General features: G+C 74.4%; 20 protein-coding genes. 14 read left to right on the top strand and 6 right to left on the bottom strand.

The window, feature by feature from the left end:
• Positions 1 to 4 precede the first annotated feature (4 nt).
• From JT723_RS05010 to JT723_RS05030, 5 genes are read left to right on the top strand one after another with little or no spacing between them, the layout of a single operon-like run.
• Positions 5 to 448 carry a hypothetical protein gene (locus tag JT723_RS05010; protein ID WP_205043129.1) on the top strand — a complete coding sequence of 148 codons (444 nt, stop codon included), beginning with the start codon at positions 5 to 7 and terminating at the stop codon, positions 446 to 448.
• A complete protein-coding gene (locus tag JT723_RS05015; protein WP_205043130.1) occupies positions 445 to 1,434 on the top strand; it encodes an FAD:protein FMN transferase in 990 nt (329 codons plus the stop codon). Before JT723_RS05010 ends, JT723_RS05015 begins: the two co-directional genes overlap by 4 nt.
• The gene (locus tag JT723_RS05020) at positions 1,431 to 2,234 is read left to right on the top strand and encodes a ferric reductase-like transmembrane domain-containing protein (RefSeq protein WP_205043131.1); all 804 of its coding nucleotides are present in this window, start codon (positions 1,431 to 1,433) and stop codon (positions 2,232 to 2,234) included. Before JT723_RS05015 ends, JT723_RS05020 begins: the two co-directional genes overlap by 4 nt.
• Entirely contained in the window at positions 2,231 to 3,523 is a 1,293-nt protein-coding gene (locus tag JT723_RS05025) for an NADH-ubiquinone oxidoreductase-F iron-sulfur binding region domain-containing protein (protein WP_205043132.1), read from the top strand. The genes JT723_RS05020 and JT723_RS05025 overlap by 4 nt, the downstream gene beginning before the upstream one ends.
• A complete protein-coding gene (locus tag JT723_RS05030) occupies positions 3,520 to 3,762 on the top strand; it encodes a ferredoxin (protein ID WP_205043133.1) in 243 nt (80 codons plus the stop codon). The genes JT723_RS05025 and JT723_RS05030 overlap by 4 nt, the downstream gene beginning before the upstream one ends.
• Positions 3,763 to 3,837: 75 nt before the next feature.
• Here the strand turns inward: JT723_RS05030 and JT723_RS05035 are convergent, their stop codons facing one another.
• On the bottom strand, positions 3,838 to 4,350 hold the full coding sequence (locus JT723_RS05035) for a DUF2231 domain-containing protein (RefSeq protein ID WP_205043134.1): 513 nt from the start codon (positions 4,348 to 4,350) through the stop codon (positions 3,838 to 3,840).
• A gap of 464 nt (positions 4,351 to 4,814) precedes the next feature.
• Here JT723_RS05035 and JT723_RS05040 point away from each other — a divergent pair, with 464 nt between their 5' ends.
• From JT723_RS05040 to JT723_RS05050, 3 genes are all read left to right on the top strand, one after another.
• Complete coding sequence (locus tag JT723_RS05040) at positions 4,815 to 5,477, top strand: LAETG motif-containing sortase-dependent surface protein (protein ID WP_205043135.1); 663 nt, start codon at positions 4,815 to 4,817, stop codon at positions 5,475 to 5,477.
• 519 nt (positions 5,478 to 5,996) lie between these two features.
• Positions 5,997 to 6,575: a hypothetical protein gene (locus JT723_RS05045; protein ID WP_205043136.1), complete on the top strand. Its 579-nt coding sequence runs from the start codon at positions 5,997 to 5,999 to the stop codon at positions 6,573 to 6,575.
• A 64-nt stretch (positions 6,576 to 6,639) separates the two neighbouring features.
• Positions 6,640 to 7,725: a hypothetical protein gene (locus JT723_RS05050; protein WP_205043137.1), complete on the top strand. Its 1,086-nt coding sequence runs from the start codon at positions 6,640 to 6,642 to the stop codon at positions 7,723 to 7,725.
• A 20-nt stretch (positions 7,726 to 7,745) separates the two neighbouring features.
• On the opposite strand, the gene JT723_RS05055 is transcribed toward JT723_RS05050, so the two are convergent.
• Entirely contained in the window at positions 7,746 to 8,099 is a 354-nt protein-coding gene (locus tag JT723_RS05055) for a VOC family protein (RefSeq protein WP_205043138.1), read from the bottom strand.
• A 114-nt stretch (positions 8,100 to 8,213) separates the two neighbouring features.
• Here JT723_RS05055 and JT723_RS05060 point away from each other — a divergent pair, with 114 nt between their 5' ends.
• The 3 genes from JT723_RS05060 (at position 8,214) to JT723_RS05070 (ending at position 10,586) form a co-directional block, all read left to right on the top strand.
• Complete coding sequence (locus JT723_RS05060; protein WP_205043139.1) at positions 8,214 to 8,912, top strand: DUF899 family protein; 699 nt, start codon at positions 8,214 to 8,216, stop codon at positions 8,910 to 8,912.
• Between the two features lie 62 nt (positions 8,913 to 8,974).
• On the top strand, positions 8,975 to 9,526 hold the full coding sequence (locus JT723_RS05065; RefSeq protein ID WP_205043140.1) for a DinB family protein: 552 nt from the start codon (positions 8,975 to 8,977) through the stop codon (positions 9,524 to 9,526).
• Positions 9,527 to 9,596: 70 nt separating this feature from the next.
• The gene (locus JT723_RS05070) at positions 9,597 to 10,586 is read left to right on the top strand and encodes an NAD-dependent epimerase/dehydratase family protein (protein ID WP_205043141.1); all 990 of its coding nucleotides are present in this window, start codon (positions 9,597 to 9,599) and stop codon (positions 10,584 to 10,586) included.
• A 226-nt stretch (positions 10,587 to 10,812) separates the two neighbouring features.
• Here the strand turns inward: JT723_RS05070 and JT723_RS05075 are convergent, their stop codons facing one another.
• Positions 10,813 to 12,216, bottom strand: coding sequence for a hypothetical protein (locus JT723_RS05075; protein WP_205043142.1), 1,404 nt, complete (start codon positions 12,214 to 12,216; stop codon positions 10,813 to 10,815).
• Between the two features lie 304 nt (positions 12,217 to 12,520).
• On the opposite strand from JT723_RS05075, the gene JT723_RS05080 reads away from it, so the two are divergent.
• Positions 12,521 to 13,018: a macro domain-containing protein gene (locus tag JT723_RS05080; protein WP_205043143.1), complete on the top strand. Its 498-nt coding sequence runs from the start codon at positions 12,521 to 12,523 to the stop codon at positions 13,016 to 13,018.
• 43 nt (positions 13,019 to 13,061) lie between these two features.
• Here the strand turns inward: JT723_RS05080 and JT723_RS05085 are convergent, their stop codons facing one another.
• A complete protein-coding gene (locus JT723_RS05085; protein WP_205043145.1) occupies positions 13,062 to 13,673 on the bottom strand; it encodes a TetR/AcrR family transcriptional regulator in 612 nt (203 codons plus the stop codon).
• 75 nt (positions 13,674 to 13,748) lie between these two features.
• Between JT723_RS05085 and JT723_RS05090 the strand changes: the two genes are divergently transcribed.
• Both JT723_RS05090 and JT723_RS05095 read left to right on the top strand, forming a co-directional pair.
• Entirely contained in the window at positions 13,749 to 13,946 is a 198-nt protein-coding gene (locus JT723_RS05090; RefSeq protein WP_205043147.1) for a hypothetical protein, read from the top strand.
• Positions 13,947 to 14,078: 132 nt separating this feature from the next.
• Positions 14,079 to 14,978 carry a hypothetical protein gene (locus JT723_RS05095; RefSeq protein ID WP_240165053.1) on the top strand — a complete coding sequence of 300 codons (900 nt, stop codon included), beginning with the start codon at positions 14,079 to 14,081 and terminating at the stop codon, positions 14,976 to 14,978.
• 17 nt (positions 14,979 to 14,995) lie between these two features.
• Here JT723_RS05095 and JT723_RS05100 read toward each other — a convergent pair whose 3' ends face one another.
• Both JT723_RS05100 and JT723_RS05105 read right to left on the bottom strand, forming a co-directional pair.
• A complete protein-coding gene (locus tag JT723_RS05100; RefSeq protein WP_372441232.1) occupies positions 14,996 to 16,174 on the bottom strand; it encodes a damage-control phosphatase ARMT1 family protein in 1,179 nt (392 codons plus the stop codon).
• Positions 16,175 to 16,230: 56 nt separating this feature from the next.
• Positions 16,231 to 16,905 carry a DUF4232 domain-containing protein gene (locus JT723_RS05105; RefSeq protein WP_205043150.1) on the bottom strand — a complete coding sequence of 225 codons (675 nt, stop codon included), beginning with the start codon at positions 16,903 to 16,905 and terminating at the stop codon, positions 16,231 to 16,233.
• Positions 16,906 to 16,939 lie beyond the last annotated feature (34 nt).

Here is a 16,939-nt window from a genome sequence, read left to right on the forward strand (position 1 = left end):
CCACATGCCCCGTTCCGACCGATCCCCGTCCCCGCACAGCCACGGGGACCCGATCGTGGAAGAGGCCGCGCGCCGACGGGACCGCGGGCAGCGCCGGGTCAGGCTCGCCACCCGCTGGGCCGTGGTGGGAGCCGTCGCCGGAACCGCGGCGCTGGGCGTGGGGTACGCGAGCGCGATACCCGGCAGCTCTGCGAAACCCGCACCGGCCGCGCCGCCCGCCGCGTCGTCCGGCGGCGCCGGCAGCCCCGGCACCGGCAGCCAGGCGCCCACCGCCGCGCCCGGCGGCGGCGCTTCCACGAAGCCGTCCCAGCCCTCCCAGTCCTCCCCCCAGCCGTCCAAGCCGTCCCACTCGTCCAAGCCGTCCAAGCCGTCCGGCGGCCTGCGGACGCCCGCACAGCCGCCGGCCCCGACGACGCAGCCGCCGCAGACCACGTCGGGTGGCTCATGACCGCGGCCACGGACACGCCGCCGTCCGCGGCCGCGCCGGCGGGAGAGCCGGCCCGCGTCACCTTCCCGGCGCTCGGGACCACCGCCGTGCTGCTCGTCGCGGACCCGGCCCGCGCCGGCGCCGCGCTGCAGGTGCTGCGTGCGGAACTGGCCGCAATCGACACGGCCTGCAGCCGTTTCCGGCCCGACTCCGAACTGTCCCGGGCCAACGCCGGCGCCGGCAGTGGCCGCCCGGTGCCGGTCGGAGCACTGCTGGCCGAGGCCGTCGAGGTCGCGCTGCGCGCGGCCAGGCTCACCGGCGGTGCAGTCGATCCCACGGTCGGCCCGGCACTGGTCGCGCTCGGCTACGACACCACCTTCACCAGGGTCGCGCCCAGCGGTCCCGCGCCGGAGCTCCGGCCGGCCGGCGGGTGGCGTGGTGTGGGGTGGGATCCGGCGCTGCGGCTGCTGCGGCTGCCTGCCGGGACCGCGCTCGATCTGGGTGCCACCGCCAAGGCCCTGGCAGCCGACCGGGCCGCCAGGACCGCCGCCGCCGCGGCCGGCTGCGGGGTCCTCGTCAACCTCGGCGGCGACCTGTCCGCGGCCGGACACCCCCCGGAGGGCGGCTGGCGGATCGCCATCGCCGACGACCACGCAGGACCGGCCTTCCCCGGCGCCCCGGTCGTGTCGCTGCTCGGGGGCGGCATGGCCACCTCCGGCACCACCGTGCGGGCCTGGCAGCGCGGCGGGCGCACGAGGCACCACATCGTCGACCCGGCCACCGGCGACTCGGCGCCCGAGGTCTGGCGCACCGTGACCGTCGCCGCCGCCGACTGCGTGGACGCCAACACCGCCAGCACGGCTGCGGTGGTTCTGGGCGAGCACGCCGTACCGTGGCTGCGGGACACCGGACTGCCCGCCCGGCTCGTCCGCACCGATGGACGCGTGGTGTGCCTCGGCGGCTGGTCCGACGACACCCGCCACGAGTGGGAAAAGGGTCCCCGATGAGCTCCGCACACGCCGCCGTCCTGCTCGCCTCGTCCGGGCCGAGCCCGCTGTGGTACGCCACCCGGGCCGCCGGGACCGCCTCCCTGGTCCTGCTGACGGCGACCGTCGTCCTCGGGGTCGCGGCGGCCGGGCGCTACGCGCCCGAGCGCATCGGCAGGTTCGAGGTGTCCGCACTCCACCGCAACCTGTCCCTGGTGACCGTGGTCTTCCTGGCCCTGCACATCGTGACCGCGATCGCCGACAGCTTCACCCACATCGGGTGGCCGGCCTCCGTGGTCCCGTTCGCCTCGTCCTACCGCCCGCTGTGGGTGGGCCTGGGGGCCGTCTCTCTGGACCTGCTGCTGGCGGTGATGATCACGAGCGCGGTCCGGCAGAGGATCGGGCAGCGCTACTGGAAGGCCGTGCACTGGGCCGGCTACGCGTCCTGGCCGTTCGCGCTGTTCCACGCGGCCGGGACCGGTACCGACACCCGGCTCGCCCTGCAGCTCGCGCTGTACTGGGCGTGTCTGGCGGCCGTTCTCGCCGCCGTCTGGTGGCGGCTGGCCCGCGCCGGACAGGACGCGCGCCGGATCCGGCGGTGGGTCCTCCCGGCCGCCGGAGCCGTAACGGTGCTGTTCGCCGTTTTCCTGGCGGTCGGGCCGCTCCGGCCGGGCTGGTCCCACCGGGCCGCGTCGGCGTCCCCTTCCGCGACGGTGACGTCCACCACGCCGGCCGCACCCGGCACGTCGCCGCCCCCCGCCCCGCCAGCCGCGCCCGCGACCCCCGCCGCCGGGGAAGAAGAAGGAGGAGACATCGCATGAACCACGACACCACGACCGCCTTCGCAGCGGAGGACCTACGCGTCCCGAACAGCGCCCGGCTCCTGCACGGCTGGTTCGCGACCGGGCGGGCCACCGACCTGGCCGAGCACCTCGCCCGATACGGCCCGGCCCCGGTCGGCACCGCCCGCAGCACGCTGGCCGACGCCGTGGAGCGGGCCGGGCTCGCCGGCCGGGGCGGTGGCGGGTTCCCCACCGGCCGCAAACTGCGCACCGTCGCCGGCAGGCGCGGCCCGGCGGTCGTGATCGCCAACGGGATGGAGAGCGAACCGGCCAGCCGCAAGGACGAGACGCTGCTGTCCCTCGTGCCCCACCTCGTACTGGACGGGGCGGTGCTGGCCGCTGCCGCGGCGGGTGCGAACACCGTGCACCTGTGCGTGCCCCGCACCCGCGACGAGCAGGCACAGCGTCTGGCCCTGGCCGTCGACGAGCGGCAGCACGCGGGGATCGACCCCGTCGAGGTGCGCGTGCACATGCTGCCGCACCACTTCGTCTCCAGCGAGGAGACCGCCCTGGTGAACTGGCTCAACGGCGGACCGGCGCGGCCCAGACCCACACCACCCCGGCCCTTCGAGAAAGGAGTCGGCAAGCGCCCCACCTTCGTCGCCAACGTGGAGACTCTGGCTCATGTGGCGCTGATCGCCCGCTACGGCCCCGACTGGTTCCGGGAAGCCGGCAGCCCCCAGACACCGGGAACGACTCTCGTGACGCTGTCCGGCGCGATCGCGTCGCCCGGCGTGTACGAGGTACCCATGGGCAGCCCGGTCGGCCAGGCGCTGGCAGCCGCCGGCGGACCCACCCGCCGGCTCAGTGCGGTGCTTGCCGGCGGCTTCTTCGGGAGCTGGCTTCCGGTGCCGCTGGACCCGGCGGCACCGGCCCGGGGCGCGGGAGTGCTGGTGGCACTGCCCGAGGACGCCTGCGGTCTGGCCGAGACGGCCGCGGCGCTGGCCTACCTGGGATCGCAGAGCGCCAGACAGTGCGGACCGTGCCGGTTCGGTGTGCCGTCGGTTGCCGACGACTTCGCCGAACTCGCCTGGGGACAGCCAGGGCCGGCCCTGACGGAGCGGCTCGACCGGCGGCTCGGCCTTCTCCCGGGCCGCGGAGCCTGCCGCCACCCCGACGGCGCCGCCCGCCTGGCCGCCTCCGCGCTCCAGGTCTTCTCCGACGACGTCCAGCGGCACGTCCGGTACGGGCCGTGCTCCCACGCCCGCGACCCCTTGGTGCTGGCCATACCCGATGCCCGCCCACCGGCGGAGGAGGAGTGGCGATGAAACACGAAGCCGAGCTGAGCATCGATTTCGCCGCCTGCGACGGCCACGGCCTGTGCGCCGAGCTGCTGCCCGAACGCATCGGGCTGGACGAGTGGGGCTACCCCGTACTGCGGGATGCCGCCGTTCCCCCCGCACTGACCGATCACGCCCGGCGCGCGGTCGCAGCTTGCCCGGTCCTGGCACTTCGCCTGACCCGCACAGCCCGTCGCAAAGCACGGCGTGCCGCGCCCCGGCGCTGAGCACGCGGTGCGCGCGACGACCACGGTGTGAGGGAGAAGCAGGGCAGCCGCCGACCGGGAGGAAAGGGCGGTCACTCAGCCCTGCTGGCCGGACCTGGAGGAGATCCTGCCCTGCCAGGCTGCCTTGGCACCGGAATCGCCGATGCGGTACACCTGCACGACCGCTCCGGCCGAAACGGCCACGCACAGCACCACCGCCACGACCCGCACCCCGGTCCCCACCGCTGACGCCTGCGCCGCGCCAGGCGCCGGGGCGGCGTTCGCTTCCGCCCTTCGGTAGGCGAACCACACGGCCGCCGCCAGGACCAGCAGGCCCACCGCCCAGGGGAGGAGTTCGTCCCCCATCTCCGTATGCCGTTCCACCTGGGACGTCTCCGCGACACGCTCCTGCAGCCACTCGCCGGAGTCCGTGGCGAGGGGCACCGCGATCAGCGAGACCAGGGCCAGCAGCGGCAGGGCAACGCCGAGGCGACGCATCACGAGCGGCCACACAGCGCAGACCACCAGAACCAACGCCGTGAGCGGTACCAGGACCACCACGGCATGCACCAGCAGGACGTGCGCCGGAACCCCGTTGATCAGTCCCACGGCCCCTCTCCCTCAGGTCGAAACAGCTCCGGCACGTCCGGCCCGCCATGCGTTCCCGGCGCCACCACCTCCACGGCCGGTTCGGGCGGAGGCTCGCCGCCACCGGCGCGCCCCGACGACGGTGGGTCCGCCGGGACACCGCCACGATGGCAGCAGCGTCCGCCGGGACCGGCCCCATCCGGCGCACGTCGGGACAACAGAGCCCAACAGATGACACGGCTACGCCGATCGGCCCCCGGCCCACAGCCGCCGGTGGACGCCGCGCGGTGCGTGCGGGCCCTCGCCCGGGGCCGGACGTGGGGGCGGCCTCTTGCGGGGGCCGGTGAGCCGGGTGATCGGCCGGGTGACATGATGCGAGCCGCACCGACCTGGCCTGCGTGCCGGTCGGGGCCTACGGGTTCGCGCCCGCAGCGAGTTGGTGCCCGAGCCCGGCGCCCCTCGTCGAGACTCCCTGGGGAGGGACCGTGTTTTCCAAGCGCACCGTCACCGCTGCCGCCGTGGCAGGAACCGCTGCCGTACTGCTGGCTTCCGGCAGCGCCTATGCGTGCAGCATCGGCGACTTCACCGCGAAGGCGACGTGCGACACCAGCACGGGTGAGGCGAAGGCCGCCATCACCGTCACGGACACGGACCCCTCGGGGACGCCGGCGGACATCACCGTACGGATCCGGATGGCCAGCGGCTTCGACGGCGAGACCGTCGGCACCGGGCACATCGACCACTTCACCGGCGGTGAGGCGACCACGACGATCCTCGTGCCCTGGATGCAGGGCTACCAGTGGAACGTCTCGGTCACGGCGGGTCCCCTCGCCGACGAGCGGCTGACCGACCTGCCGATCTCACCGGACACCGCGTGCGTCCCCGCCGACACCTCCGACTCCACCGGCGGCACCCAGACGACGACCACCCCACCCGCCCCCTCGGCGTCGCCGACCACCGCACCCGCCGTCGCGCCGGCGGCCGCCACGTCCCCCTCCTCGTCCTCGAACTCCGGGACGAGCGCACTCGCCGAGACCGGGGGCGGCAGCAGCACCGGCGTCATCACGGCGTCGGCCGCCGCGGTGATCCTCGCGGGCGGCGGCGTCCTGTTCGCCGTCCGCCGCCGCACGGCGTCCGGCCGGCACTGACCGCGGGCCGATCAGCGTCCGGGCCGATCCGTGAAGTCCCTGACCTCACCGGGGACAGGGGTGCGAAACCACTCCTCGGCCTCGGTCCACGCGTCTTCGTCATCGGCGCCCGGGCGCGCAGGCCCGAGGAGTTCGCTCAGTCCTTCTGGAAAGGCGCCCTCGCCGACCTGGTCATCACCATGCAGGGGCACATCGTCCCTCGGGTGTGGCAGGCTCGGGTGCATGAGCCAAGGTGCGGGTGGCGGAGGGTTCTTCGGGGCGGGGCAGCGGGTGGATGGTCCTGGTGTCGAGCATGCGATGGGCGGGAGCGGGACGCTCTGCGGGATTCCGGAGGAGCAAGTGGCCCGCTATCGGCATCTCTTCCGGGCGGCGGGGCCGCAGGCGTGTCCTGAATGCCGTCGGCTCGCGGAGGCGGCTTCGGCGGAGTGACAACGGCGGCGGCAGGCGGCGGGGCGGGAACCGTTGCCGTGGATCCTGCGTGACATCTCTACGTGTTGTCGGCTGGTGACGAGGGGACCCATGAGAGCACGGACGATGGCGGGCGTGGCGGTAACGGCGTGTGTGGCGCTGGCAGTCGGGGCGTGCGGCCCCGACAAGTCGAAGGAGGACACGGGCAGCGCGACGGCCTCGCAGTCGTCGGGCTCCACGCCGACCGCTCTGGCGACGACGGCCACACCGTCCGCGTCCGCCACGACACCGACACCGACGCGGACGGCGTCGGCCGCGCCGACCGGCGACAAGTTCGCGCCCAGGACGACCGCGGGGGCGATCCAGCGCTACGAGGTGTTCCTGCACGCTGTCGGGCGTGAGGACATCCGCACGGTGTGCGAGGTGGCAGGACCCGCCGCCAAGCAGGCGGAGGACGAGGGGCTCGGCCCGTGCACCTCGACGTTCCTGCTCACGTTCAAGATGATCTCGCCCACGCAGAAGAAGGCGCTGCGGACCGCGACGGTCGACCCGAAGCGCGTCGTCGTACGCTCGCGGGACAAGGTCGACATCCCGGCTGCGGCGGTCAAGGCCTCCGTGACCTTCACCGAGGACGAACTCGGGGTCTCAACCCTGGAGTACCTCAAGAACAACTGGTACATCACCGACTGAGCCGCCCACGCCGAAGGGCGCCGCGTGGCGCCGGATGGCGCGGGACCGGCCCCGGGCCTAGGGTGTGCCGGTGATCTTCAAGAGGAAGCTGCGGACTTCGCACCTGGCCGCCACCGTGTCCGAGCTGGAGGAGGCGGTCGCCGCCCGCGACGGCGACCGCACCGAGCGGGCCTTCGCTGCGATGGTGAACAGCGTGCAGTCGGCGCCGGACGCCGAACGCATAGCGGCGGGACCGCGGTTGGCGGCGCTGCTCCCGGCCTTCCCGCCCACCGGGCCGCGGCCCATGCTGGCGATGGCGGCCGGATTCTGCGTCGAGCGCGGGGCCGACCCGCTGGCCTGCGCCGAGCCGATCCTCGGCGAAGTCCGCCGGGACCTGGTCGACGCCCTGGAGTTCGCCCGCCGCTGGACGGAAACGGGCGGGGACGGGGACGAACTGCCCGAGCCGGACGAGAAGATCATCGACGACGCGCTGCCGGCCCGCCTCGGCAGCGACGCGTACGAGGCCCGGCGGCTGGCCCTGGCCTGGTGCGCCCTCCAGGAGTGGCAGCCGCCCGCGCTGGCGGTGCTGTGCCGCAGCGCCGAGGTCCGCCGACGGTACGCGGCCGCGCTCCTGCCCGCCTGCCGCGAACTGGCGGACCTGGACCGGCACGACCTGAAGTGCCTGGCCTACGCGCTGGCGGTGCTGGACGACGAGCCCCTGGTGGTGCTGCACCGGCCCACCGGCACCGGGTTCGAGGTGCGGATCGGCGGCATCGGGGACAACTTCCAGCTGCACACGCTGCTCGCGCACGTTCTGGTCGGCGGCGGCCACGTACCGGGCACTGCACCGTCGGCCGAGAGCGTACGGCTGGCCGCGGACCCCGAGCCCGCCCGCGGACGCACCGACGTCGTCGCGACCGGCACGTTCGAACTCCTCACCCCGGACGGCGGACGGATCTGGAACGAAGGCCTGCCCGACGACATCCCCGTGGTGGAAGGGCGCCGCCTGCTGGTGCTCGACACACCGGCGTACGAGCGCAGTTGGAACGCCGACCGCTTCTTCCCGCACCTCCCGGGCAGCGCCGAGCTGGCCCGCGTCCTGCCCGCGGACGAGGCCAGGACCTGGTACGCCCGCACGTCACAGGGCAGCGGGAGCCTCCCGCCGGCCTGATCCGCCGGACAGCGGAAGGCTCAGGCGGGTTCCCAGAGTTCGATCCTGTTGCCCTCGGGGTCGGTGACCCAGCCGAAGCGGCCGACGCCCGCCATGTCCTGCGTCTGCTCGGCCACGTCCGCTCCCCTGGCGCGCAGTTGTACGAGCATCGCGTCCAGGTCGCGCACCCGGAAGTTGAGCATGCTCTGCTGGTCGCGGGACCCGAGGTAGTCGGTGCCGGACTCGAAGGCCGCGAAGACCGTCGGCCCGGCCTCCGGCTGCCACAGGCCGTTCTCGTCGGCGTCCAGACCCAGGCATTCGCGATACCAGGCGCCCAGGGCCGACGGGTCCGCGGCCCGCAGGAAGTAGCCGCCGATTCCGAGTACACGTTCCATGCGGCCATCGTGCCGACCGATTGCCCGCGGCGCGACCGATGAGTTCTGCCGCGGCGGGGAGTCCGCATTTCCGGAACGGAAACGAGGAGACACCCGAGACACGCCGGAGGCGTCATGTCCGATGCTCGCAGCAGTGCACTGCCGACCGTTGTCGATGCCGCCGTGTGGCGGGAGAAGCTGGACGCCCTGCGGGTGCGGGAGAAGGCGGCCACCCGGGAGCTGGACGGCATCGCCGCGGAGCGGCGGCGGTTGCCGATGGTCGAGATGCCGGACTACGTGCTGGAGGGGGAGGACGGGCCGGTGCGGCTCGCCGAGGTCTTCGGGGGGCACCCGCAGTTGATCGTCTACAGCCACATGTGGCGGGACGGGGCCGAGTGGCAGTGCGGGGGGTGTACGGGGTTCACGTCGCAGTTCACACGGCTGGCGGGGCTGGAGAAGTTCGACGCGCGGTTCGTGGTCGTCACGCAGGGGGAGATCGGGGAGGCGCTCGCGTACCGGCGCAAGGTGGGGAACCAGATGGCCTGGTACTCGACGGCGAACAGCTCGTTCGGCGCCGACGTGGGCGCTCCGCCCGACGGCGGCTTCGCCGTCAACGTCTTCCTGCGCGACGGGGACACCGTCTACCGCACCTGGCACACCGACGGGCGCGGCACCGAGCAGTTGAGCCATCTCTTCGGGCTGGTCGACCTGCTTCCGTACGGCCGCCAGGAGGAGTGGCAGGACTCGCCCGAGGGGTGGCCGCAGTCGCCGACGTACAGCAGGTGGGCGTCGTCGCAGGAGATCGCGGCTGCGTACGGGGAGGGTGCTCGCTAGGTTCTCTGGCTGGGATCTCTCGCCAGGTTCGCTCGCTGGGGTCTCTCGCTAGGGTCTGCGGCATGACTGAGACCATCGCGGAAGCCTGGCCGGAACCGCCGCTCGCCGGTACGGAGGCCGAGGCCGTCATCGGCGCGCTCGAACGGCAGCGGGCCACTCTGGCCTGGAAGTGCTCGGGGCTGGACGCCGAAGGGATGCGGGCCACGGTCGGTGCCTCCACCGTCACGCTGGGTGGACTGCTCAAGCACCTGGCGCACGTGGAGGACAGCCACTTCGCGCGGCTGTGGCTGGCCTCCCCGGTCGGTGCGCCCTGGGACGCGGTCGACTGGGAGAGCGACCCCGACTGGGACTACCGGTCCGCCGCCCAGGACTCCCCCGAGCAACTGCTCGCGCTCTGGCGGGAGTCGGTGGCCCGGTCGCGTGCCGTCGTGGACGGCGCGCTGAGCACGGGCGGTCTGGAGCAGCTCGGCGCGTACGCCACGCGCAGCGGCGAGCACCCCAACCTGCGCCGGATCCTGCTGGACCTGGTGGAGGAGTACGCCCGGCACGCCGGTCACGCCGACCTCATCCGCGAGTCCGTCGACGGCCTCACCGGCGAGGACCCGGAAACGTAACCCGGGGAGCGTGCTCTGCCGTCGGCGAATCGGCGGCTCGTCGGGCCGCCACCCGTGCTTGGCTGGGGCGATGGAGACCTTGGTACTGGGCGGGACGGCATGGTTGGGCCGCGAGGTGTCGCGGCAGGCGGTGGAGCGCGGGCATCGGGTGACCTGCCTGGCCCGCGGCGAGAGCGGCGGCGTGGCCGAGGGCGCGTCGCTGGTCGTCGCGGACCGGCGCGACGGAGCGGCGGCATACGGGAGCCTGGCCGGGCGGGACTGGGACGCCGTGGTCGAGGTGTCGTGGCAACCCGGCTTCGTACGGGGGGCGTTGGCCGCGCTCGGGGAGCGGACGGGCCACTGGTCGTACGTCTCCTCGGTCAGCGCGTACGCCTCGCACGCCCAGCCAGACGCGGACGAGTCGGCGGAACTGCTCCCGGCGATCGGGCGCGACGAGGTCGAGCGCGAGGAGTACGGGGAGGCCAAGGTGGCCTGCGAGCAGGCCTCGGCGGCCGCGGTGGGCGACCGGCTCCTCGTCGCGCGAGCCGGCCTGATCGGCGGTCCCGGCGACCACACCGGGCGCACCGGCTACTGGGTCGCCCGGGCGGCACGCGAACCGCTGGCGCCGATGCTGGTGCCCGCGCCGCTCGGCATCACCACGCAGGCGGTCGACGTACGCGACCTCGCCGCGTGGCTGCTGGACTGCGCCGAGAAGGGCACCACCGGGACGTACGACGCGGTCGGCCCGGTCGTTCCCTTCGCCGAGTGGGTGGCGCTGTCCCGGGAGGTCGGCGGGCACACCGGGCCTGTGGTGGAGGCAGGCGCGGACTGGCTGCTGGAGCGGGAGGTGGGGCAGTTCATGGGTCCCGAGTCGCTGGCGATGTGGATGTCCGACCCGGACTGGGCGGGCTTCAGCGCCCGCAGCGGCGCCGCCGCCGCAGCGGCCGGGCTGCGCCACCGGCCGCGGGCGGAAATGCTGGCGGACACGCTGCGCTGGGAGCGTACGGAAGGGCTCGACCGGCCGCGCAGGGCGGGGCTCAGCGGTGAGCGGGAGCGGGAACTGCTGGCGGCGCTGGGGTAGTTCGCGCCGCATCCTGCCGCGGTCAGAAGAGGACCGCGCCCTGGGCCGGGACGGGTGGGGCGGCCTCCGCGGCCGGCTCGCGGTCGTGGCCGCCCCGGACGCCGGCGGACGCAGCCACGGGTACGTCGCCGGCGAGGATGGGACAGTCGCCGCCCCAAGGATTCGCTGACCTGCGACGGAGTCCGGCTCAGGCGTGCCCGGCTCGGCAAGGGGGTGGCACAGGTGGTCAGCCGAAGGAGCCGCCGCCGGGGTCGCTGAAGCCGCCGCCTGCGTCGCCGCTCGTGCCGCCGAAGTCGCCAGGGTCGAAGTCGGAGCCGGTGTAGTCGCCGCCCTCGGGGGCGGGGGTGCCGTCGCCGGGGTAGACGTCGCCGTAGGCGTAACCGGGGCCGAAGAGGGAGCCGCCGAGGAGGGTGCCGGCCAGGAGGCCGGGGAGGAGGCCGCCGCCGAAGTAGCCGCCGGCGTAAGGGGCGTAGGCCGGGCCGGCGTTCCAGTAGGGCTGCGGGCCGCGGGCGGTGTCGACGGTGCGGGTCAGCGGGGCCTCGCCGTCGGCGATACGGGCCGCGTCGGCGGCGCAGGCGGGGACGTCGCGGGGGGTGCCGCCGGGCGGGGTCCAGGAGACGTCGCGTACCGAGGGGCCGTGCCGGGGGTCGAAGAAGCAGGGGGGACGGCGTTCCGGGAGGGGCTTGCCGCTGCGGCGGGCGTCCAGCGTCGCGAGGGCGAAGCGGCCCTCCTCCAGGGTGCGGGTGACGGGTTCGACCTCCTCGGGGCGGCGGGCCGCGGCCAGCAGCGCCTTGGCGCGCTCGTACGCGTCGAGGCCCTGGGCGTAGTCGCCGCGCATGGCGTCGTCGGAGGCGGGGTCGTCGGGGCGGAAGGCCAGCCGGTCCAGCTCCTCGCCGTACGCGGTGATGTCCTCGTCGACGGCCGTACGCAGCTGCCGCAGCCGGTCGCGCTGCTGCTCCTCGCGCGCCTTGCGGCGCCTGCGCAGCAGCAGCCAGCCGCCGGCGAGCACGGCGGCCAGGATCGCGCCCGCGACGATGAAGCCGGTGCCGTCGATGCCCCCGCTGTGGCTCTTCCAGGAGTCGGGGCCGACACCCTTAACCTGCGGGATGGCGCCGTTGACGAAGCTGTCCAGCTCGGCGGAGGTGTTGCCGTCGGAGGACCGCAGGACCTGGCCGACCAGGTTGTCGACCGCCTGGGGCGACATGACCTGCGGGTCGGCGCCCGCGACGAAGTTGCCGCCGAGGTGGACGCCGTACAGGCCGGTGACGCCGGTCGCGGAACGCAGGTCCTGCAGCACGGTCTGCGCGGGGAACTCCGGGGCGGCCGGCAGTACGGCCACGAAGACCGGTTTGTTCGCGGACTTGATCCGGTCCGCGAGGGACGTCGCCTGACTCGGTGTCAGCTGGTCGGACACGCGCGGGTCGACGTAGACCGGACCCTTCCTGAGCTGCTTGGCCACGGCGTCGATCGCGCTCTCGGAGCGCGCGGGCGGCGCGAAGACCACGCCGGCGGCGGTCACGGCCGCGACGGCGGTGGCGACGCCGGTGACGGCCGCGACGGCGGCCAGCAGCAGAGCGGCACCCCGCAGGAGAAGCCGTCGGGGACCGCCCCGACCAGGACCGTTGCGCATGCTCGCACCTCTCCTTGCTGCTGCCCCGCTCAGCCTCTTACCACCCGATACCAGAACATTACTGGACGAGTAGGACAGCGAATCGTTGGCGGGGTGCCGCGCTCGGCGCGTCCTCCACGGTCGCGGTCCGGCCGCTACGGTCCGGGCGGGGCGGCCGGGGCCGGGGGCCGGGGGACGCGGCTGGCGGTCGGGCTGACCGAGGCGGCGGGCGGGCGCGGCGTCGGCCTGTCGCGAGCCGAACCCCCTGACCGGGGTCGCCGCAGGTCAGGGGGCGTTGTCAGTGGGGGCGGATACGTTGGCGGGCATGGGGGAGAACACGAGTACGGGGATCGAGTACGTGCGCGGGGACGCGACGACGCCCTTGGGCAAGGGGCCGAAGGTGATCGCGCACGTGTGCAACGACCTGGGCGGCTGGGGCAAGGGGTTCGTGCTCGCGGTCTCCCGGCGGTGGGCGGAGCCGGAGGCCGCGTACCGGCGGTGGCACCGGGAGCGGGCGGGGAACGACTTCGGGCTGGGCGCCGTGCAGGTCGTACGGGTAGGGCCGCTGCTGTGGGTCGCCAACATGATCGGGCAGCACGGGATACGCACCGGCAGCAAGGGGGTGCCGGTGCGGTACGAGGCGATCGACACCGCCCTGGCGTCCCTGGCGGTACGGGCCGCCGAGCTGGAGGCGTCGGTGCACATGCCGCGGATCGGCTGCGGCCTGGCGGGCGGGAAATGGGAGCGCGTCGAGCCGCTGGTCGCCGCGCGGCTGGTCGGGGCCGACGTGCCCATACGGGTCACCGTCTACGACCACGACTGAGGGGACGCCGCCGGTGCCGTAACCGCCGTGCGCCGGGCGAGGCTCAGACCCCGGGGCCTGAGGCCCGCAGCTCGGCCAGGTGCCGTACGAGCATGTCCCGCGCCTGCTCGGGGCTCAACCGCGGGGGCCGGGCGAGCAGTTGCAGCACCATGCCGTCGAGCAGGGCGTGCAGCCCGGCGGTCTCCGCGGCCCGGGTGCGGCCGGCGCCGAGCGCGCCCAGCTCCTCCAGGGCGGCGACGGCGCTCTCGACGGCGCCGCGGATCAGGTCGTCGACCTGGGTGCGGCGCTCGGCGGCGGCGGGGTCGCGGTGCGCGAGGGTCACCAGGGCGAACCAGGCCTCGGACTCCAGCCGGCGTTCGTCGTCCAGCGGCAGGAACTGCTCCAGGTGGTCCTGCACCAGCTGCGGGGTCAGGGCGCCCGCGGCGGCGTTGGCGTCGCCGATGCGCCGGCGTACCGACTCCACGACGAAGTCGATGGCGAAGAGGACCATCGTCGTCTTGTCCGGGAAGTAGTGGCGCAGGGCGCCCGCGGACCAGGCCGACTCCTCGGCCACCGAGCGGACGGTCACCGCGTCGAAGCCGTCGCGCAGCGCCACGCGCCACAGGGCCACGGCCAGCTCGGCGCGGCGGCCCTCGTGGTCCACGACTTTCGGCACCAGGCCATTGTCACACACGCGTGTTACATTGATTATGACACGCCTGTGTCAAAAAAACGGGGAGGTCAGGGACTCATGAACCGTGCACTCCGGGCTCCGTGGTGGATGTACGTCGTCACCATCGGCGGGCTCAACGTCGCACGCCAGGTCGTCTTCCCGCCCTCGCAGGTGGGCACGGCAACCACCGTCGGCCTGTTCTTCGCGGTGCTGGCGGTCAGCTTCGCCGTCGTCGCGGGCCTGCGGGCGCTCACCGCACCGCGCGACCGCGAATGACCCCGGCGGCACCGCATGCATCAGCGCCAGTGTCATACCTCACGAATGTCCGACAAGTGGAACTCGCGACTCCGCTTGCCCGTCTGACCCTCTGACCTCAGGAGGTCGGACGGAGAGGCGGGCAGGACCAGCATGGGCGAGGCACGTGGCGGTGGCGGGCGCGCGGACGGCGGGCAGCCCCCGGAGAAGGCGCCTGCCGCGGGCCGCCGCGAAGGCAGGCTCGACCTGAACGTGCCGCAGGTCGCAGGCAGCGCGGTCGCCGCCGTGGTGGCGGCCAAGCTCGCCTCGAACCTCGGCGTCTACGGCACCATCGTCGGCGCGGGCGTGGTCAGCGTCCTGGGCACCTGCGGCGGCTCGATCCTCCAGCACTTCTTCCGGCGCACCGGGCGGCAGGTGCAGGAGGTCGCGGTGCAGGCCCGCCCGGGGGTGCGCCGGATACGCGAGCAGGCCTGGCCGCGCGCCGACCGCGCCGACCGCACAGCCCCCACCCGCGCCCTCCCGGCGCAGACGGCCCCGCTCCCCGACCCGGGCATCGCCGACGGCTACGGCGACAGCTGCGGGGACGGCTACGGCGAGGCCACCTCCTACCGCGCCGGAGCCAAGCGCAACTGGAAGCGGCCCGCGGTGGCCGTCGCGCTCGCCTTCGGCCTGACCATGGCCGGCATCACCGTCTACGAGGCCGCCGCGGGCGAGAACATCAGCGGCCACGGCCACGGCACGACGATCGGCAACGCCGTCACGGGCCACGGTTCCGCCCACTCCGGCGGCACCCCGCCCACCCCCGCGACGGCCCCCGACCCCCGCACCACCACCGACCGCCCCACCCCCTCCCACCAGCGCCCGGCGCACCCCACACCCACCGCTGGCGACCCCACCTCCCCGCAGCACACCCAGGACCCCACGCCGCCCCCTTCTGCCACGCCCGCCCCGGGCACGGGAACGGACACCGGCGGAGAAGGCGGAGCCACGACCGGCCCCACCACGGCACCGACCCCGGACCCGGACCCGACGCAGGCACCGCAGGCCGGCTGACCCCGACCGCCGGCCCGTCAGGGGCGGAAGTGCAGGACGGCGTGGGTCCCCGCGGTGCGCCAGGGGGTGGGGTCTGACTCCAGGGTGGCGAGCGTCGCCGGGGTGAGGCCGACCGCGACGTCGCACTTGAGGGTGCGCAGGGCCAGCAGCGGGCTCGGGAAGTACCCGGTGAGGGTGGCGAAGGGGGTCGTCGCGGGCCACAGGTTGTCGCCGACCAGGCGGCGGTAGTTCAGGTCGCCCTTCACGACGGTGACCGTCGCCGCGGCCAGGTCCGTACGGAGGTCGGCGGGCATGGCCGCGTAGGGGAGGGGCGCGCAGGAGAAGGGGTGCGCCGTGAGCCTCAGCCGGCCGCGGGTGAGGGCGGACCACAGGCGGGTCGCGGTCTCGGCGGCGCGGCCTGGGGCCTCGGCCATGCGGCGCAGGCAGTCGAGGACGTCGGCGGGCGTGGCGTCGGAGACGTAGTACGGGGTGGGCTTGACGTGCAGGACGGCCCGGGCGGCGCGGCCGGTGGTCAGCAGGTGGTCGAGGAGGACCAGGTCGGGGATCAGTTCACGGCCCGCGTTGTCGGCGACCAGGTACACCGTGGCGGGGGAGGCGTCGGCCAGGTGCCGCCAGAACAAGGCGCTGTCGTCGGCGACGACGTGGGTGCCGGCCGTACCCGGGTCGCCGGCGGAGATCAGGAAGCCGAGGTCGGCCCGGTTGCCCCACAGCGCGGCGCCGAGCAGCGCGTGGTCCTGCTCGGCGAGCGGCAGCCGCGCCACCTCGTCCAGCGCCGCCAACTCCCCCTCGACCGCCGATCCGTTGAGCTCGGCGCGCTTGAAGGGCGCGAAGGGGTCGACGCCTTGCCAGGCGCCGGGGCCGAAGTAGCCGACGGCTTCGAGGAGTCGGCGGTAGAAGTAGCTCTCGGCCCACAGGAAGGGCACCTCGAACCACGACCGCCCGATGTGGCCGCTGCCCCAGGCGGCCCACCGGGCGCCGTCCGCCGCACCGGGCGGCAGCGGCTGGATGAGGCCGTGGGCGGTCTCCTCCTGGAGGGCGTCCAGGGCGCGCTGCTGTCCGGGCGGGTAGGGGAAGGCGTCGCGGACCTGCCGGATCAGGGCGGGGTGGCGCTCGGCGAGCACGGACCACGCGAACGTCCCCGGTGCACCGGTGATCACCGGCGCACCGGATGCCTCGGCCTTCTCCACGGACCCGATCGTACGGGCGGGGCCGCCGCGAGCCCGGACGCCAGGCCCGGAAGTCCCCGGCAGGCTCAGTCCGAGAAGGGGACGGCGTCCGTCGCCGAGGTGTGCCAGTCGGTCACGATCGGCTTGTCCACGACGTAGGAACCGACCTTCACCGAGACCGGGTTCGGGTCGGTGTCGGACACGGACAGGATGAGGCTGTCCAGTTCCTTGCCGCCGTCCTGCGGGGTCGTCTTGGGGTTCACGCCCGCGTAGACGGTGACGCCCGCGCGCAGCGTGATCGGCCGGCCTGCGGACTGCTCGGCGGGGGCGGCCTCCGTGCCGTCGGACCCGAAGGCGACGACCGGCACCTCGATGGGCAGGACGCAGGTGATGCCGGGGTTGGCCTTGGCCTTGATCAGGAAGTAGCCGCCCGCCTGGGACTCGGACGTCACGCTCCACGTGATGTCGTTCGTGCCGCAGGCCTGGCCGTAACCCGTCTTGTCCGCGGCGCCCTTGTCGGACGACGCCTTGTCCGCCGATCCCTTGTCGGACGATCCCTTGTCCGACCCGGACGTGTCCGCAGAGCCGGTCGCCGTCGCCGTCGGGGCGTCCGTCGCGGTCGGCGTGGACGACGCCGTCGCCGTCGCGGACGGCGACGTGGCCGAGGCCGCCGGCTTGTCACTGCCCCCGCACGCCGTCATCAGCAGGCCCGCGCCGAGCGCGGCGGTGACGGCAAGTGCGGTGTGCAGACGACGGTTCATGGCGGGGTCCCCTCCGGGTGGCGGGTGCGGGCGC

Origin of the sequence: Actinacidiphila bryophytorum, assembly GCF_016916835.1 — a bacterium.
In the GTDB taxonomy this organism is placed as follows: Bacteria; Actinomycetota; Actinomycetes; order Streptomycetales; family Streptomycetaceae; genus Actinacidiphila; species Actinacidiphila bryophytorum.

Coding starts and splice junctions, on each gene's coding strand:
- JT723_RS05010 (WP_205043129.1), top strand. CDS start 5: ATGCCCCGTTCCGACCGATCCCCGTCCCCGCACAGCCACGGGGACCCG.
- JT723_RS05015 (WP_205043130.1), top strand. CDS start 445: ATGACCGCGGCCACGGACACGCCGCCGTCCGCGGCCGCGCCGGCGGGA.
- JT723_RS05020 (WP_205043131.1), top strand. CDS start 1,431: ATGAGCTCCGCACACGCCGCCGTCCTGCTCGCCTCGTCCGGGCCGAGC.
- JT723_RS05025 (WP_205043132.1), top strand. CDS start 2,231: ATGAACCACGACACCACGACCGCCTTCGCAGCGGAGGACCTACGCGTC.
- JT723_RS05030 (WP_205043133.1), top strand. CDS start 3,520: ATGAAACACGAAGCCGAGCTGAGCATCGATTTCGCCGCCTGCGACGGC.
- JT723_RS05045 (WP_205043136.1), top strand. CDS start 5,997: ATGAGAGCACGGACGATGGCGGGCGTGGCGGTAACGGCGTGTGTGGCG.
- JT723_RS05055 (WP_205043138.1), bottom strand. CDS start 8,099: ATGGAACGTGTACTCGGAATCGGCGGCTACTTCCTGCGGGCCGCGGAC.
- JT723_RS05060 (WP_205043139.1), top strand. CDS start 8,214: ATGTCCGATGCTCGCAGCAGTGCACTGCCGACCGTTGTCGATGCCGCC.
- JT723_RS05065 (WP_205043140.1), top strand. CDS start 8,975: ATGACTGAGACCATCGCGGAAGCCTGGCCGGAACCGCCGCTCGCCGGT.
- JT723_RS05070 (WP_205043141.1), top strand. CDS start 9,597: ATGGAGACCTTGGTACTGGGCGGGACGGCATGGTTGGGCCGCGAGGTG.
- JT723_RS05075 (WP_205043142.1), bottom strand. CDS start 12,216: ATGCGCAACGGTCCTGGTCGGGGCGGTCCCCGACGGCTTCTCCTGCGG.
- JT723_RS05080 (WP_205043143.1), top strand. CDS start 12,521: ATGGGGGAGAACACGAGTACGGGGATCGAGTACGTGCGCGGGGACGCG.
- JT723_RS05090 (WP_205043147.1), top strand. CDS start 13,749: ATGAACCGTGCACTCCGGGCTCCGTGGTGGATGTACGTCGTCACCATC.
- JT723_RS05095 (WP_240165053.1), top strand. CDS start 14,079: ATGGGCGAGGCACGTGGCGGTGGCGGGCGCGCGGACGGCGGGCAGCCC.
- JT723_RS05105 (WP_205043150.1), bottom strand. CDS start 16,905: ATGAACCGTCGTCTGCACACCGCACTTGCCGTCACCGCCGCGCTCGGC.